The sequence below is a fragment of the Leisingera methylohalidivorans DSM 14336 genome (genome assembly GCF_000511355.1).
Taxonomy (GTDB): domain Bacteria; phylum Pseudomonadota; class Alphaproteobacteria; order Rhodobacterales; family Rhodobacteraceae; genus Leisingera; species Leisingera methylohalidivorans.
This window is the reverse complement of record NC_023135.1, coordinates 2075532-2091787: the sequence shown is the minus strand read 5'-3', so window position 1 is coordinate 2091787 and position 16256 is coordinate 2075532. Positions and strand designations below refer to the sequence as shown.

Annotated in this window: 18 protein-coding genes; 8 read left to right on the top strand and 10 right to left on the bottom strand. The window is 63.9% G+C overall.

The features are described from left to right. The first annotated feature begins 27 nt into the window (after positions 1-27). The gene (locus METH_RS10390) at positions 28-1836 is read left to right on the top strand and encodes an ABC-F family ATP-binding cassette domain-containing protein (protein ID WP_044008391.1); all 1809 of its coding nucleotides are present in this window, start codon (positions 28-30) and stop codon (positions 1834-1836) included. Positions 1837-1981: 145 nt separating this feature from the next. Here the strand turns inward: METH_RS10390 and METH_RS10385 are convergent, their stop codons facing one another. The 3 genes from METH_RS10385 to METH_RS10375 all read right to left on the bottom strand — a co-directional run bounded on the left by METH_RS10385 (position 1982) and on the right by METH_RS10375 (position 4615). Then, positions 1982-2536 carry a sugar O-acetyltransferase gene (locus METH_RS10385; protein WP_024090424.1) on the bottom strand — a complete coding sequence of 185 codons (555 nt, stop codon included), beginning with the start codon at positions 2534-2536 and terminating at the stop codon, positions 1982-1984. Between the two features lie 299 nt (positions 2537-2835). Next, on the bottom strand, positions 2836-3591 hold the full coding sequence (locus tag METH_RS10380; RefSeq protein ID WP_024090423.1) for an SDR family NAD(P)-dependent oxidoreductase: 756 nt from the start codon (positions 3589-3591) through the stop codon (positions 2836-2838). 100 nt (positions 3592-3691) lie between these two features. After that, the gene (locus METH_RS10375; RefSeq protein ID WP_024090422.1) at positions 3692-4615 is read right to left on the bottom strand and encodes a GNAT family N-acetyltransferase; all 924 of its coding nucleotides are present in this window, start codon (positions 4613-4615) and stop codon (positions 3692-3694) included. Positions 4616-4661: 46 nt separating this feature from the next. Between METH_RS10375 and METH_RS24320 the strand changes: the two genes are divergently transcribed. Continuing rightward, complete coding sequence (locus METH_RS24320) at positions 4662-4799, top strand: hypothetical protein (protein WP_024090421.1); 138 nt, start codon at positions 4662-4664, stop codon at positions 4797-4799. A 349-nt stretch (positions 4800-5148) separates the two neighbouring features. Here the strand turns inward: METH_RS24320 and METH_RS10365 are convergent, their stop codons facing one another. Beyond that, complete coding sequence (locus METH_RS10365) at positions 5149-5478, bottom strand: ArsR/SmtB family transcription factor (protein WP_024090419.1); 330 nt, start codon at positions 5476-5478, stop codon at positions 5149-5151. Between the two features lie 31 nt (positions 5479-5509). Here METH_RS10365 and METH_RS10360 point away from each other — a divergent pair, with 31 nt between their 5' ends. Both METH_RS10360 and METH_RS10355 read left to right on the top strand, forming a co-directional pair. After that, positions 5510-6394, top strand: coding sequence for a PhzF family phenazine biosynthesis protein (locus METH_RS10360; RefSeq protein WP_044008389.1), 885 nt, complete (start codon positions 5510-5512; stop codon positions 6392-6394). Then, entirely contained in the window at positions 6391-7341 is a 951-nt protein-coding gene (locus METH_RS10355; protein ID WP_024090417.1) for an ornithine cyclodeaminase family protein, read from the top strand. Before METH_RS10360 ends, METH_RS10355 begins: the two co-directional genes overlap by 4 nt. A gap of 107 nt (positions 7342-7448) precedes the next feature. Here the strand turns inward: METH_RS10355 and METH_RS10350 are convergent, their stop codons facing one another. The 3 genes from METH_RS10350 to METH_RS23125 all read right to left on the bottom strand — a co-directional run bounded on the left by METH_RS10350 (position 7449) and on the right by METH_RS23125 (position 8775). Beyond that, complete coding sequence (locus METH_RS10350) at positions 7449-8021, bottom strand: GNAT family N-acetyltransferase (RefSeq protein ID WP_052348695.1); 573 nt, start codon at positions 8019-8021, stop codon at positions 7449-7451. Positions 8022-8237: 216 nt separating this feature from the next. Beyond that, positions 8238-8366 carry a DUF1127 domain-containing protein gene (locus METH_RS24315; RefSeq protein WP_169731241.1) on the bottom strand — a complete coding sequence of 43 codons (129 nt, stop codon included), beginning with the start codon at positions 8364-8366 and terminating at the stop codon, positions 8238-8240. A 109-nt stretch (positions 8367-8475) separates the two neighbouring features. After that, entirely contained in the window at positions 8476-8775 is a 300-nt protein-coding gene (locus tag METH_RS23125) for a YjiS-like domain-containing protein (RefSeq protein ID WP_245602879.1), read from the bottom strand. Positions 8776-8830: 55 nt separating this feature from the next. On the opposite strand from METH_RS23125, the gene METH_RS10340 reads away from it, so the two are divergent. After that, positions 8831-9760, top strand: a complete 930-nt coding sequence (locus METH_RS10340; protein WP_024090413.1) for a LysR family transcriptional regulator — start codon at positions 8831-8833, stop codon at positions 9758-9760. Between the two features lie 157 nt (positions 9761-9917). On the opposite strand, the gene tyrS is transcribed toward METH_RS10340, so the two are convergent. Next, on the bottom strand, positions 9918-11174 hold the full coding sequence (gene tyrS, locus METH_RS10335; protein WP_024090412.1) for a tyrosine--tRNA ligase: 1257 nt from the start codon (positions 11172-11174) through the stop codon (positions 9918-9920). Between the two features lie 144 nt (positions 11175-11318). Between tyrS and METH_RS10330 the strand changes: the two genes are divergently transcribed. Continuing rightward, positions 11319-12428, top strand: a complete 1110-nt coding sequence (locus tag METH_RS10330; protein WP_024090411.1) for an anhydro-N-acetylmuramic acid kinase — start codon at positions 11319-11321, stop codon at positions 12426-12428. Between the two features lie 83 nt (positions 12429-12511). Here the strand turns inward: METH_RS10330 and METH_RS10325 are convergent, their stop codons facing one another. Continuing rightward, positions 12512-13414, bottom strand: a complete 903-nt coding sequence (locus tag METH_RS10325; RefSeq protein ID WP_156927477.1) for a fatty acid desaturase — start codon at positions 13412-13414, stop codon at positions 12512-12514. Positions 13415-13459: 45 nt separating this feature from the next. After that, positions 13460-13879 carry a cupin domain-containing protein gene (locus METH_RS10320; protein WP_024090409.1) on the bottom strand — a complete coding sequence of 140 codons (420 nt, stop codon included), beginning with the start codon at positions 13877-13879 and terminating at the stop codon, positions 13460-13462. Between the two features lie 65 nt (positions 13880-13944). Here METH_RS10320 and METH_RS10315 point away from each other — a divergent pair, with 65 nt between their 5' ends. Next, on the top strand, positions 13945-15363 hold the full coding sequence (locus METH_RS10315; RefSeq protein WP_024090408.1) for a protein adenylyltransferase SelO: 1419 nt from the start codon (positions 13945-13947) through the stop codon (positions 15361-15363). A gap of 153 nt (positions 15364-15516) precedes the next feature. Then, positions 15517-16221 carry an endonuclease/exonuclease/phosphatase family protein gene (locus tag METH_RS10310; RefSeq protein WP_024090407.1) on the top strand — a complete coding sequence of 235 codons (705 nt, stop codon included), beginning with the start codon at positions 15517-15519 and terminating at the stop codon, positions 16219-16221. Positions 16222-16256 lie beyond the last annotated feature (35 nt).

The following is a 16256-nucleotide window of genomic DNA, read 5'->3' as shown; positions in this document are numbered from 1 at the left end:
ATTCTGCCGCCGGGGTAGCTGGCTGGCATGGCACGTATTCCTCTTTTGCAGATGTCCGGCATTTCCCTCACCTTTGGGGGCGATCCGGTTTTTTCCGATCTTGATCTGGTGGTTCAGCCCGGCGACCGCGTCGCCCTGGTGGGCCGTAACGGGTCGGGAAAATCCACCCTGATGAAGGTGATGGCGGGGATTGTTGAAGCGGATAAGGGCTCCATCGTGGTGCCGCCGGGCAAATCGGTGGGCTATATGGAGCAGGATCCGCAGATGACGGGCTTTGCCACGCTTGGCGATTTTGCCGCCAGCGCGCTGGATCCCGGCGAGATGTACAAGGTGGAGCGCGCGGGCGAAGGGCTGAAGTTCGACCCGGCGCGCCCCGTGGAAACCGCATCCGGCGGTGAGCGGCGCCGCGCAGCGCTGGCCAAGCTGATGGCCGAGGCGCCGGATCTGATGCTGCTGGACGAGCCGACCAACCATCTGGACATCGAGGCGATCACCTGGCTGGAGAATGAGCTGAAGGCCACCCGCGCGGCGTTTGTGCTGATCTCGCACGACCGCGCCTTTCTGCGGGCGCTGACCCGGGCAACGCTGTGGGTGGACCGCGGCGAGGTGCGCCGTCAGGAAAAGGGGTTTGAGCATTTCGAGGCCTGGCGCGACAAGCAGTGGGAGGAGGAAGACCAGCAGCGGCACAAGCTGAACCGGCTGATCAAATCCGAAAGCCGCTGGGCGGTGGAGGGGATTTCCGCCCGCCGCAAGCGCAACATGGGCCGGGTGCGGGCGCTGCAGGATCTGAAATCCGAACGCGCCGGCCAGATCAAGCGCCAGGGGGCGGCCGAGATGGCGCTGGATGCGGGGCCGAAATCGGGCCGCAAGGTGATTGAGGCCGAGGGGCTGGGCAAGGCTTTTGGCGGCAAGCAGATCGTGCAGGATTTCTCGCTGAAGGTGCAGCGCGGCGACCGGGTGGCCTTTGTCGGGCCCAATGGCGCGGGCAAGACCACGCTGCTGAAGATGCTGCTGGGGCTGGAAGAGCCGGATTCCGGATCGGTGAAGCAAGGCACCAATCTGGAGCTGGCGCTGTTTGATCAGACGCGGGATCAGCTGGATGGCGACTCGACCCTGTGGGACAACCTGACCGCCGATCCCCTGCTGGGGATTTCCGGCAAGGCGGATCAGGTGATGGTGCGCGGCCAGCCGAAACATGTTGTCGGCTACCTGAAGGAATTCCTGTTTGACGAACGCCAGGCGCGGGCGCCGGTGCGGTCCCTGTCAGGCGGCGAGAAGGCGCGGCTTTTGCTGGCGCGGCTGATGGCGCGGTCCTCGAACCTGCTGGTGCTTGATGAGCCGACCAACGACCTGGATGTAGAGACGCTGGACCTGCTGCAGGAGCTGCTTGATAATTACGACGGCACCGTTCTGCTGGTGAGCCACGACCGGGATTTTCTGGACCGGGTGGCGACCACCACCATCGCGATGGAAGGCAACGGCAGGGCCACGGCTTACGCCGGCGGCTGGAGCGACTACCTGGCGCAGCGCGGCCCGCTGGACGTTGCGGACAAGGCAGAAAAGGTGAAGCCTGCCAAGCCGAAGCCGAAGCAGGAAAGCCAGCCCAAGGACGGGCTGAGCTTCAAGGAAAAGCACCGGCTGGAGGCGCTGCCGGGGGAGATCGAACGGCTGGAAGCGGAGATTGCCAAGCTGCAGGAGCTGATGGCGGATCCCGGGCTGTTCAGCCGCGAACCGGTGAAGTTCAAGAAGGCCACCGAGGCGCTGGTGGAGCGGCAGGAGAAGCTGGCCGCAGCTGAGGAGGAATGGCTGCTGCTGGAAGAAAAAGCCGAAGGCTGAGGCGGTTGTCCCGGTTAGGTCAGCACGTCTGACCAAATGTTTCGCGCGCGAAACATTTGGTCAAAGACACTGACGTAAAGCTTTGGAATTCATCAGGAAATGTGACGCGCGGGTTAAGGCGGCGGGCGCTGGCTTTACCGTTTGATTACCCGGTCAGAGGCCGGGCCGGGTTGCCTGCCACGGTACCTCCTGCCGGAACGTCCCTGGTCACCACCGCGCCCGCTCCGACGATGGCGCCATTGCCGATGGTAACGCCCGGCATCAGGATGGCGCCGCCGCCGATCCAGACCTCTGCCCCCAGGGTGACCGGGCGGGCAATCTCCAGCCCTTGCACGCGCAAATCCCTGTCCTTGTGGTGCTGGGCGCAGTAGATCTGCACATTCGGCCCCAGCATGGTGCCGTCGCCGATGGTGACCGGCGCGGTGTCCAGAATGGTGCAGCCCGCGTTCAGGTAGACATTGCGGCCCAGGGTGATGTTGAGGCCATAGGCGCAGTGGAAGGGCGCCTCGACCAGGCAGTTTTCGCCGTGGGCGGCGAAGAGACCGGCCAGCGGAGGGCTGAGCTGCGCGGCGGGATCCGGCGGGGCGGTGTTGTGCTGATGCACCGCAACGCGGGCCCGGTGCCGCAACACATCCAGTTCGCTGTCCTGGCAACAGTACCAGTCGCCAGCCTGCATTTTCTGCCGTTCAGTCAGGGTCATGGGGCCTCCTGACCGGGAGTGAACGGCTGGCGGCAGGGATTGTCAACCGGGGGCAGTGCTGCTGCGGGCGCGGGCATGGTGCCGCTGCGCACCGCCGGAAGTCCCGGCTGAGACGCGCTTCAGGGGCAGGTCTGCCCTGAAGGCGCCAAAGCGGGCATGACGACCGCTGGTTGCGCCGCAAGGATGAACCGTGCTGCGCACGGCGGCTTAGGGCTCCGCCCGTTGGCAGGCGAAACGCTCCCCCGGAGCGTTTCCAGGGCGCTTGATCACTCCTTGACCCGCAATCAGCGGCTGGGGAATCACCGCATGCGCAGGGCGCCGTCGATGCGGATGACCTCGCCGTTCAAATAGCCCATCTCGACGATGAAGCCGGCCAGGCGGCCGTATTCGCGCGGGTCGCCCAGGCGGGCCGGGTTGGGGACGTCTGCGGCGAGCTGCTGCTGCACCTCTTCCGGCAGGCCCGCCAGCATCGGGGTCATGAAGATGCCCGGTGCGATGGTCATCACCCGGATGCCCGAAGACGCAAGATCGCGGGCCATCGGCAGGCACATGCCGGCCACGCCGCCCTTGGAGGCTGCATAAGCCGCCTGGCCTTTTTGCCCGTCAAAGGCGGCAATCGAGGCGGTATTGATGATCACGCCGCGGGCATTGTCCGCGTCCGGCGTGTTCTTGGCAATCTCGACGGCGGCAAGGCGGGCGACGTTGAAGGTGCCGACCAGATTGATGTCGATGGTGCGGCGGTAGGCATCCAGCGGATGCGGGCCGTCCTTGCCCACGGTCTTGGCGCCGATGGCGATGCCGGCGCAGTTCACGCAAGCCGTGATCCTGCCCATCTTATCGGCGGCGTGGGCGATGGCGGCCGCAACCGCTTCCTCGCTGGTGACATCGGTCTGGGCGAAATGCCCGCCGATTTCTTGCGCCACCTGGGCGCCGCGGGCGGCGTCGCGGTCCAGGATGGTGACCTGGGCGCCTTGTTCGGCAAAGTAGCGGGCGGTGGCCTCGCCCAGGCCCGAGGCGGCGCCGGTGACAATGGCAGCGGTGTCTGCAAGTTTCATGAGCGGGGCTCCTCCCGGTTATCTGAACATGTGTTCATATAATCGGGGCGGTCGGCATCTGTCCAGCGGGACGGGACGTCGCGGGGCGGTCAGGCGCGCATCAGCCGCCCATCAGCCGCCGGTCCAGCAGCGCCAGCGGCTGCAAAAGGCGGCCCAAAGGCGGCCACAGGCCCCAGGTTCCGCCCAAACGGTGTGCCTTGGCGCCGGTGCCGAGTTTGAAACGGGCAAGGCCGGCGGCGCGCCCGGTGTTGATGAGGCCGAGGTCGAGGCGGCAGATGCCCTTGGCGGCAAGCCAGCCCGCAGCCTCCCACAGCAGCAGGGGGTGGGCGCTGAGCCGTTTGCCGCGCGCGGTGGTATGGGCGATGTGGTAGGTGGCAGCGCTGCCATGGGTGAGGATCAGGATGGCGGCGACCGGATCCTTGCCTTCGAAGGCCTGGAACAGCTTGGCCCGGCCCTTGTTCTCGCGCGCATAGGCGAGGGTGAGGTGAATGGGCCAGCTGCGGTAGCCGCGGGCGGTTTGCTGTTTGGCGTCGGCTGCGAACAACCAGTGGCGCGGGTCGTGCGGCAGGTTCTGGCGGGTGAGGCGCAGGCCCTGGGTTTCACCGTGGTTCAGCCGGTTGCGCCATTTCTGATGCAGGGCGGCCCGGCGCTGCCCGGGATCGCCGGTCAGGTCCCAAAGCGCCGCATGCGCCGGGGTGACAAGCGGCACCGCGCCGAGGCGGGAAAGGCCGGGCGCCGGCGTTTCGGGCGACAGGATCAGCGGGGTGCGGCCCAGCCCGTGGTCCTGCAGCGCCGCGCGCAGGGCGCCGGGGTCCGGAATGGCGGCGCGGTTCACCATCGCCAGCGGCAGCCCGCCCGGCAGGCGGCGGCGCAGCACCAGCATGTCCTGCAGCTGCGGCAGCATCACCGGCACCTGCCCGCAGGCGGCCAGGGCGCGGGCAAATTCGGCCGATTGCTGCAGCGCACGGGGGCGAAGTGCAATTTTGCCGCAGGGCGGGGAGGGAACCGGAGAGGCATCAAACATGTTTCCCATTAACACGCTGGAAACCTAAATGAGGGTTAATGAAGCCATGAAACAGTCAAAACAGATCATGGGGCAGGCGGCGGCGGCCCCCCGGATGACCAAAGCAGCGGCGCTGCTGATTGCAATCGGTCTGTCGGTGCCGGTGTTTCTTCTGCTGACGCTGCTGGATACGGTTGTTTTCTGACGCCGGAAAACCGACCGCGCCCGCAGGTGCAGTGGCTGCGCCGCAGTCCCTTGACGGCCTTGGGCCGGGCGCCGCTGCGCGGCGCGGCACCGCGGCGATTGGCCCGAATACTGAGGCTTGGTCCCGGATGGGGCTGGGCGGGGGCGGAGGAGCCTGCAATTGCGAAAAAAAAGGGAGCCGGAAGGCCAGCCCTTTGCAGCAAATGGTGCAGATGCAGATCAGGATCACATAAACAGAGGGCCCCAAGCCGCAGATTACTCCCGAAGAATTCGCCGGGAGCCCCCGAATCCCGAAGAGCAGCAGTGAAGACAATCCTGCCTTTCGCTGCAGGCTATATCGATGTCCGGTCTCAGTACATCTGGCCCACTTTTCCAAGCACATCGTCGATCCGGTCTGCGCGCAGCTTGTAGAAAACCCAGTTCTTGATCTTCTTGCTTTCGACCATGCCGGCCTCTTGCAGGATCTGCATGTGTTTGGTCACCGTCGGCTGTTTCAATCCGATCTTCTCGGTGATGAAGCCGACGCAGACCCCGTCTGAGACCAGATCGCCATCGACCTGCGGCGGGAAATGAGCTGTGGGATCCGCAAGCCAATGCAGGATGCGCAACCGGTTCTCGTGCGCCAGGGCGCGCAGCTCCTGGGCGGTTGACAGGTAGATCTCTGGTGTATAGCTATTCAACTATATAGACTCCTCACTATGCAGGTCCCTTATGTCACATTCCAGGACGCCCCTCAACTTCATCCACTGCGATGTTTTCGCGGCCAGCCGCTATTCCGGCAACAGTCTGGCAGTGTTCACCGGCTGTGCGGGGCTGAGCGCCGCGCAGATGCTGACCATAACCCAGGAGATGCGGCACTTTGAATCGATCTTCCTGAGCGAGGAGAACGGTCAGATCTCTGCCCGGGTCTTTGATCTTTTCGAGGAACTGCCCTTTGCCGGCCACCCGATCATCGGCGCCGCTTGTACTCTGCACAGGGAGCTGGCGTACCGGGAGCAGGGCGCCGAGGACAAGCGGGAGTGGACCTTTCGCCTGCAAGGCGGGCGCGCGGTCAGCGTCTCGACCGAGCATCGGGATGGGCGCTTCATCGGCAGGCTGGATCAGGGAAGGCCGGAGATGATCCGCACGGTCGATGCGCAGGAACGGGCAGGTATTGCCCGCGCCTTTAACCTCGATCGATTGGCGGAATTCCCGTTGGAAGTGATTTCCACCGGCCTGAAATACCTCGTCGTTCCCGCCGCCGGAGGGTTGCAGCAGGCGCGGATTACCATTCCCGATCTGGAGCAGACGCTCCATCGTCTCGGGGCCGGGTTTGCCTATCTGGTCGATGTGGATACCTTTGAAGGCCGGCATTGGAACAACGACGGTATCATGGAGGATGTCGCGACCGGCAGCGCGGCGGGTGTGGTCGGGGCCTATGCCGTGAAACATGGCCTGGCGGAGCCGGGCCGCAGCTTTTGCCTGAAACAGGGCCATTTCATGGGCCGGCCGAGCGAGATCATCGTGACCGCTTTCGGCAGGCCGGACGACGTCGAAAAGGTCACCGTTGCGGGCGAGGTCGCCTATGTCGGCCGTGGCGAAGTGATTGCGCCATGATCCCGGTCATCGGCCCGGATGCCATCCGCCCGCATCTGAGCATCACGGGGTTGATCCCGGCGGCGGAGCGGGCCTTTCGGGCGATCTCGGACGGCAGCGCCCAGGCGCCGGTCTATGTTCTGCACCCCAATGACCGCGCTGACATCCATGTGAAGTCTGCAGCCCTGCCCGGTTGTCCGATCTTCACGGTGAAAATGGCGGGATGGTCGCAGGTGCTGGCAGACCGGGGCGCGCCGGCCTCCAGCGGCATGATTGCCGTCTTCGACAGCGAGACCTGCAGGCCGCTGGCCATCCTGCAAGACGACCATCTGATATCGGACTATCGAACGGCGGCGGCAGGGGCCCTGGTGGCGCGGCTGTTGGTGCCTGCGGCGGCCCGATCCGCGCTGATCGTCGGGACCGGAACCCAGGCGCGGTTGCAGGCCGAGGCCCTGCTTGCGGTGCGCGCCATCAAGACCCTGCAGATCTGGGGACGGGATCGTGCAAAAGCGGGTGCGCTGTGTCAGGAATTGAGCGCGCGCCTGACCGGGGTGGCCGTACAAATGGCCCACGACCTGCCGACGGCTGTTGCCAGGGCCGATGTGATCGTCACCGCAACCGGCGCAAAAGACCCGGTGATACAGGCCGGATGGATCAGGCCTGGTCAGCACATCACCTCTGTCGGATCGGATGACACGGCCAAATGCGAGATCGATCCGGCGCTGCTCAAAGACGCCGAGGTCTTTGTCGATGCCAAGGCCTCGGCGCTCCAATATGGGGCACCGGCCCGCGCGATCGCGGCAAAGCTGCTGGTTGAGGATGCGCTGACCGAGATCGGATCCGTCCTGGCCGGGAAAATCCGCAGCAAGGGGGCGACGACAATCGCCTGCCTCTCGGGGCTGGGCGTGCAGGACCTGACCACTGTGGAGGCATTCCGGGCAGAGCTTACGTCAGCCACACTCGGATAGCTGCCGTTCAACTGCACAGCAGGATTTTGCGAAATGGGTATCCAGCTGTGCCTGGCAAACCGGCCTCCGGCACGTTTTCTTCGATTTGCGGACTTGGCTGCCGGTCGTCACGGCTGCACCAATGACCGTTCATCCAGAAATAAGTGCGTAATCCGCATGGTTTCACCGATGAATTCCGCCGCCACGGAGGCCGGTGTCGGCCAGTATGGATACAGGACGGCTTCAACCGCATCCTGGTCAAGATGCAGCTGTGCGTTGTGCTTAACCGCGAGATGCCTCATGAGGCTGTTCTCCTTCAGGCACATCAACCGAATCGACCGGACACTTCGGTTCCGGGCCATTGAGATAAGTCGCTCAAACAGCGCATCACCAATCCCAATGTTTTGCCAATCGGGTTCGACAGAAAAGGCGGCCTCTGTAGTTGAAGGCCAAAAATGGAGGACACCACGGAGTTCAGCGACGCCTCTTAATTGCCCGTCAATGAATGCGCCACAGACAAGGCTGTCGTAGCGAAAGATGCTAAGGGCGTATTTCGTGATCCCATTATCGCTGACGGTCCCGCAAAAGCGTGCGCGCCGGGAGCCGGCGTCGAGCCGCCGAAAGTGGCCGCAAATTCCCTCCAGGTCTGCCGAGGAAAGGCGGCGCACGGCTAATTCCTGATCATTTCTTTTGTGGCGCATGGAGTTGCCGCCCCGGCTGCAGGAAAAGTGTGAGCCAGCATCTTCGGGAGGAGGTGAAGATGCTGGCCCCTAGCATTGGCGTTCCCTGTTGGTGATTATATCGCCGCTGCTCATGCTGGTTTACTCTGGGAGGAGCGAGAACCAGCAATTCTCACGTGATCCGGCGAGGAAACTCTTGGCCGGATGCTTTCTCAAAGAATTTCCTTGCCTGCCGTGCTACTTGTCCGAGATCAGCCATTCTGCGTACCGCGGAATGTCGGACCGCGAGATGCCAATCTGGGTAAGCTGCTGATCATTCATGGCGGCGAGAACCGACATCATCCTGGCTGTTTCGAGAGTTTTCACAACGGATCTCGCAGTTGCAAAAGTTTTTGTCCTAACCCCCCAGAAAAATCTGGACAGTGCGCTCGAATGAGCGCTGGTGTGACCGTTGCCGGATCCGGCCGGTTGCGTGCTATTGGCCATAGGCTGCCTCCAGTGCCAGTCTTCGAATGCTGCTGCGGGGAATCCCCAAATCTACCAGATCGCGGTCGCTCAGCACCGAGAGTTCGTGGTACGTGGTGCGATAGATTTTCCGCCGGGTATTCGCGCTTCGCAATTTGTCCCGGTTTTGATGAATGATTGTGCGGCTGGCATCCAATACGACCATCAGCCCACTTCTCGAGCGTGTAATTGCCATCATGATACCTCGTTCATTGCTGCGGCGCAGTATTTTTGCTGCACTGCAGAGGTAGGCGTCTTTGTTGGCGCTCACAACTTCTCAAATTGGCACAGGCCCTGTGCCAAGGAGGAACAGACGGTGATAGGACATGGACATTTCTGCGCAAATGCTGATTTTCGCCACAGTGGTCGAGCAGGGAAGCATCTCCGCTGCGGCACGGTCGATGGGGCAGACACCATCAGCGGTCAGCAAACAGATCGGGTTGCTTGAGGATCGCGTTCAGTACCGGCTGCTCAACCGGACCCGCACTGGTGTTTCACCGACGCAGGAAGGCCAGAACCTCTACGAAAAATGCAAGGCGATGGCGGACAAGTTCAAAGAGGCCGAAGACCTCATCTTGAACCTTGACGGCACCCCGCGCGGCAAGCTCAGGGTCGCGTCAACGGTGGCTTTCGGGAAATCACAACTGATCCCCACGCTGCCGAAATTCCTAAAAGAATACAAGGAGGTCCAAGTTTTGTTGGACCTTACAGATCGAGACGTCGATTTGCAGGCAGAGGGGTTTGACGCCGCCATTTGCTTTGCCGAACAGCGCAAGAGCCCCGATACCATGGTTCGCCGCATCATGCAGAGCCGCCGGGTTTTATGCGCAGCCCCCGCGTACCTTGAACGCTTTGGAACCCCGGCAAATTTTGCAGAAATGGCCGAGCACAATTGCCTTAGGGTTTCTGGCACCGGCCGGCGCAATTCATGGTACAGCGTGGAACCAAACAACGGTCAGAGCTTTGAAGCGTCAGGGAACTTTGAAGGAAACAGCACCGACGTCGTCTTTCGCGCTGCGCTCGCCGGCTTGGGTATCGCACGGCTGCCCGGCTACATGGCAGAACAGAAATTCATGTCCGGCGAGCTGGTTCAGATCATGCCGGAATACGCGCCGTCAAGCACCGAGATTGTCGTAATGTTTGCTGACAGGCGCAACCTCGCGCCAAAAACCCGCGCATTCATAGACTTTCTGGTACGGCAGTTCCGGAGCAGCCCTGAAAGTTCAAACGGCAAGACCGCCGCCGCTGGGCGGTAAGCCCATTCGCCAAAGCAGCCACTCATCCGGTCCGCAGCATCTGGCACTCGGGTTCGGAGCGGCGATTGCGTTCCGAACCCGGTGATCGCTCATATGAACCATTTACCGTGACGGGCTGTGCCGGAAGGCTCCGGTTTCCGCAAATCCTGCAGTGCCGTCAGCCGTCCAGCCGGACCAGAGCGTGGCGTTTCTTGCCGGCGCTCAGCTTGATCGGTGAAGACAGCGCGCCTGCGTCGATCATCAGGCCCGCATCGGTGAGCGGCTGGTCGTCGATGCGGGCGCCGTTTTCGGAAATCAGCCGCTTGGCGTCCTTGCCCGATTTCGCGAGGCCGGATTTCACGATCAGCTGCACGATGGACATTCCGTCGCCCAGATCCGCCGAAGACAGCGACAGGGTGGGGAGGTCATCGCCGACGCCGCCCTTCTCGAACACTTCGCGTGCGGTGGCTTCTGCCGCCGCTGCCGCATCGGCGCCGTGCAGCAGTTTGGTCACCTCGTTGGCGAGGATCACCTTGCCCTCGTTGATCTCGGAGCCCTGCAGCGCGCCGAGGCGGTCGCATTCAGCGACCGGCAGCTCGGTGTAAAGCTTGAGGAAGCGGCCGACGTCGGCGTCGGTGGTGTTGCGCCAGAACTGCCAGAACTCGTAAGGCGACAGCATCTCGCCGTTCAGCCAGATTGCACCGCCTTGGCTTTTGCCCATCTTGCGGCCGTCCGAGGTGGTCAGCAGCGGCGAGGTGAGGCCATAGACCTCATGGTCGATCACCCGGCGGGTGAGGTCGATGCCGTTGACGATGTTGCCCCATTGGTCCGAGCCGCCCATTTGCAGAATGCAGCCGTAGCGGTTGTTCAGCTCCATGAAGTCATAGGCCTGCAGGATCATGTAATTGAACTCGAGGAACGACAGCGACTGTTCGCGGTCGAGGCGCGATTTCACGCTTTCGAACGACAGCATCCGGTTCACCGAGAAGTGGCGGCCGATGTCGCGCAGGAATTCCAGGTAGTTCAATCCGTCCAGCCATTCGGCGTTGTTCAGCATCAGCGCCTTGTTGGGGGCGTCGCTGTCAAAGTCGATGTAGGCGGAGAACACCTTTTTGATGCCCGCAATATTGTCGTCGATCTGGGCCTCGGTCAACAGCGGGCGCTCATCGGCGCGGAAGGAGGGATCGCCCACCTTGGTGGTGCCGCCACCCATCAGGGTGATCGGCTGGTGGCCGGTTTTCTGGAACCAGCGCAGCATCATGATCTGGATCAGCGAGCCGACGTGCAATGACTTGGCTGTGGCGTCAAAGCCGATATAGGCCGGGCGCACACCGCTGAGCAGGGCGTCATCCAGCCCCTGATAATCGGTGCAGTCCGCGAGGAACCCGCGTTCCATCATCACTGCGATGAAGTCCGATTTGGGAGTGTAGGTCATAACATGCCTCGGTCTCTAGGTTTTGCACCATGCCGTATAAATCGCATTGGCGCCGGTTGGAACCTGTTTTCCCGGCAAAATAAGCACTGTATCATGGCGTGCGAACGGGCGGGGCGGCCCGGAACCTATAAAGGGGCAGAGGCCATGAGCAGGGCCATAGCAAAAACAGGCGCGGTGCGGGCGCTGGGGGCGATGAGCGGCACCTCGCTGGACGGGGTGGATGCGGCTGTTGTCGTCACCGATGGCGCGCGTATCCACGGGTTCGGCGCCAGCAGTTACCGCGAATATTCGGTGGCGGAACGCAGCGTGCTGCGCGCCGGGCTGGGCAAATGGACAGGGCCGGAGGTCGAGGCGGCGGCCGGGGTTTGCGACGCGGCCCATGCGGCGGCGCTGGCAGGCTTCGAGGACGTGGAGATCATCGGCTTTCACGGCCAGACCCTGGCCCATGCGCCGCGGCTGCAAGGCACGCTGCAGGTGGGGGACGGGGCGGCGCTGGCAGAGAGATTGCGCAAGCCGGTGGTCTGGGATTTCCGCTCGGATGATGTCTCGCTGGGCGGCGAAGGCGCGCCGCTGGCGCCGTTCTTTCACTTTGCCTGTGCGAAATACATCGGCGCCGAGCGGCCCTTATGTTTCCTGAACCTGGGCGGGGTCGGCAACCTCACCTATGTGGATCCGCGGTTCGAGCGGCCTGAGGACCCGGGCGCGCTGCTGGCGTTCGACACCGGCCCGGCCAATGCGCCGGTCAATGATCTGGTGCAGGAGCGGCTGGGCATTCCCTGGGACGCGGATGGCAAGGTTGCGCGCTCCGGCAAAGTGGAGACAGGCGCGCTGGAGCTGTTTCTGGCCGAGCCCTATTTTGCAAGAATGCCGCCCAAGTCACTGGACCGGAATGACTTTGCCGAGATGGTGGGGCTGGTGAACGAGCTGAGCGATGCTGACGCGGCCGCGACATTGATCGCGATGTGCGCCGCCTCGGTTGCGCAAGGGATGGAGCATTGCCCGGAGCCGCCGGAGGCGGTGCTGGTCACCGGCGGCGGCCGCCATAATCCGGTGCTGATGGAGATGCTGCGGGTGTCGCTGGATTGTGCGGTGAAACCGGTCGAGGACGCAGGCCTGGACGGCGATATGCTGGAGGCGCAGGCCTTTGCCCATCTGGCGGTGCGGGTTGCGCGGGGAATGGCGACATCCTGCCCCGGCACTACAGGTGTCAGCGCCTGTGTCGGCGGCGGGGTGGTGAGCGTGCCGGGGGCGTGACGCTTCGGAACTCTGCAAGACGCCCGGCCGGAATTTCCTGCCAAGATTCTTTGCCGGACTTAAGTTGGTCTGCGCTGGCCGGGTCAGCGGGTCAGCTGCTTCACATAGCCCGCCGTGAACGCGCCATAGCCGTCTGACGTTGACTTCAGATGCGCCTGGGTGATGGCGTGGAAGGCCGGCAGCTGGTGGAACGGCACAGTCGGAAAAGCGTGATGCTCGGCATGGTAGGGCATGTTCCAGGCCAGAAACCGCACCGCCTGGCTGGTATATGTGGTGCGGGAGTTCTCCAGCATGTTGGCGACCGGCGGGCAAAGACCGTGTTCCGCCAGGAGGTAAGCGCGAAGGAACGGCTGGCCGATCAGCAGCGGCACAAGCCACAGCCACAAGATCAGCGGTGACGCCAGAAGGGTCAGCAGGGCGGCTGCATAGGCTGCCAGCAGCAGCCGCGCCTCCAGCCGCATATGCGCGTGGCGGCGTTGCGGCAGATAGGGGGCATCAATGGTGCCGAATGCATTGCGCCAAATGGTCTTGCCCATGCCGCGCCAATAGCTCCAGCCGCTGAGGTATATGAGCCATTGGGCCACGGTCACCGGGCGCGGCCCGTGTTCCAGCTCGGGGTCGCGTTCGGGGTCGTTGGTGAATTTGTGATGCGCCAGGTGGAAGTAGCGGAACCAGACAAAGGGCAGCGCCATCGCCAGGGCGCAGAGATGGCCCGCGGCCTCGTTCAGGGCTTTGCTGCGGAACGGCGTCTGGTGGGTGCATTCGTGGCTGAGGGTGAACAGGAACACCAGCAGCACCCCCTGCGGCAGCATCAGAAGCGGCCAGAAGGGCACCTGCAGCACCATGCCAGCGGTGCTGCCCGCCAGTGCGGCAAGGTACAGCGCAAGGTGCCGCAGACCGGCCGCATCCGAACGGGCAGTCAGGGACGCTTTGGTTTCCGGCGGCAGCGATTTGATCAGGGCCGTGTGATCCAATTCAGCAGGCATATGGACAGTCTTGTCCAGTATGCTGATTCGCTGCAAGAGGCGGGGTCAGCCGCGCGGGATGCCGAAGCCTGGCTGTGCAAGCTCGAACCCTTCGAACTGGAACCCCGGCGAGACGGTGCAGCTGACCAATGTGTAGTCCCCGGTGGTACGGGCGGCCTGCCAGTGGCCCTGCGGAACAATCAGCTGCGGCGCGCCTGTGTTCAGATCCGGGGTCAGCAAATGATCCCGGGCAAGGCCTTCGCTGGAGGCGGCAACCGACAGAACCAGCGGAGCGCCGGAATGATAGAGCCAGATCTCGGTGGCGTCGACGCGGTGCCAGTGGCTGCGCTCGGCGCCTTTCAGCAGGAAATAGATGCAGGTGCCGGTGGGACGGCCCTCGTTTCCGGCGCGCCAGGTTTCCTTGTACCAGCCGCCCTCGGGGTGCTGTTGAAGGCCCAGGTGTTCGATGATCTGGTCTGCGGTCATCTGCGCGCGCTCCCCTTTGGTCCTTTGGTGCTGGTAAATCTCTGTGCCAGTCATATGTTTGGGCCATGACAATGATGATCCCGTTCGACAACACATATGCTGCCCTGCCGGGGCAGTTCTACTCCAAACTGGCGCCGCAGGCGGTGAAGGCGCCGAGGCTGATTGCCTTTAACGAGGATCTGGCCCGGGTGATGGGCATCAGCCCCGGCGAGACGGCGGAAATGGCGCAGGTCTTTGGCGGCAATACGGTGCCCGAGGGGGCGGACCCGCTGGCGCAGATTTACGCCGGGCACCAGTTCGGCACCTATAATCCGCAGCTTGGCGACGGCCGGGCAATCCTGCTGGGAGAGGTGGCCGGGACCGACGGCACACGGCGCGACATCCAGCTGAAAGGCTCGGGCCGCACGCCCTATTCGCGCGGCGGCGATGGCCGTGCCTGGCTTGGTCCGGTGCTGCGCGAATATGTGGTCAGCGAGGCGATGCATGCGCTTGGCATCCCCACCACCCGCGCCCTGGCGGCGGTGGAGACCGGCGAGACCGTCTGGCGCGAAGGAGCCCTGCCCGGTGCGGTGCTGACGCGGGTGGCCGCCAGCCATTTGCGGGTCGGCACCTTTCAGGTCTTTGCCGCGCGCGGCGACAGGCACAGCCTGCGCCAGCTGACCGAATACGCGATTGCGCGCCATTATCCGGATGCCGAGGGGCCGATGGGGCTGCTGCGTGCAGTGCGCGACGCTCAGGCCAAGCTGATCGCCGCCTGGATGGGCGTGGGCTTTATCCACGGGGTGATGAACACCGACAATTCCGCGATCTCGGGCGAAACCATCGACTACGGGCCTTGCGCCTTTTTGGATGTCTACCATCCGCATACGGTGTTTTCGTCGATCGACCGCGGGCGGCGGTATGCCTATGCCAATCAGCCCAGTATTGCAGTGTGGAACCTGGCGCAGCTGGCGACGGCGCTGATCCAGCAGCTGGAGGATCCGCAAGCGGGAGTCGCGGAAGCCACGGAAATCGTTCATGCAATGCCGCAGCTGACCGAGGACGCCTGGCTGACCCGGTTCCGGGCCAAGCTGGGGCTCGCCTCGGCGCAGGAGAACGACCTGGAGCTGGTCACCGGCCTGCTGGAGCGGATGGCAGAAAACCAAAGCGATTTCACCAACACGTTCCGCGCGCTGGCGGAGGGCGGGGCACGGGGCCAGTTCACTGAACCGGCCGCCTATGACAGCTGGGCCGAAGGCTGGCAGGCGCGGCTGGCGGATGAGCCGGACCCGCAAGCGGTGATGCGGGCCGCCAACCCGGCCTTTATCCCGCGCAACCACCGCATCGAAGAAATGATCGCAGGCGCCGTGGCGGGAGACTATGCGTTGTTTCACCGGCTGAACGCGGTTCTGGCCAGCCCCTATGCGGACCAGCCGGAGCACGCGGACCTGCAACGCCCGCCGGCACCGGAAGAAGTGGTGCAGGCGACCTTCTGCGGGACCTGACGGGTGTCTTTCCGGTTCCAGATACTCCCGGGGGTGAATTGAGCCGCAGGCGCAAGAGGGGGCAGACAGCCCCCGGGCAACGCGCGCGGCGGGTTGACCGTTGTGTTTCAGGTGTGTCCTGCGCCAAACTCCCGAGTAGCCTGGAGGGACCGGATGCCCGATCAACCGCCGCAGGACACGCTGCGGGTCGCCACTTATAATATTCAGAAATGTATCGGCCTGGACCTGCGCCGGCGGCCTGAACGCATCCTGCAGGTGCTGGCCGGGCTGGATGCGGATGTCGTGGTGCTGCAGGAGGCCGACAAACGGCTGCCGCCGCGGCCCGCGGCGCTGCCGCATTTTCTGGTCGCGGAAACCGGCTGGCAGGCGGCGGATCTGGGCGGCGCGGGTTCCCTGGGCTGGCATGGCAATGCAGTGCTGTTCCGGGGCGGTTTGCAGTTGCAGGCCAAAGGCCATATCGCATTGCCGGGACTGGAGCCGCGCGGCGCGGTCTGGGTTCAGCTGAAGACGGTTCTGGGGCCGGTCCGGGTGATCGGCGCGCATCTGGGGCTGACGGGGCGGGCACGGCGCGAGCAGATGCATGCCTTGGCCCGTGCCGCACAGCGCGAGGACAGCGCGGTGGTGCTGGCGGGGGATTTCAACGAATGGTCGCGTATGCCGGTGCTGGAGCATATCACTCCGGCGCTGACTTTCCTGCCGCCCAAGGCGAGCTTTCCGGCGCTGCGGCCGCTGGGGGCCTTGGACCGGATTGCGTATTGCAAGCGGTTGAAAGCTGTTGCGCATGGGGTGCATGGGGCGCGGCCTGCGCATATCGCCTCGGACCATTTGCCGGTCTGGGCGGATTTGCGGGAGGCGTGATCACGGGCTTGCGTCCGGGGGGGGCTGGGGGAGGG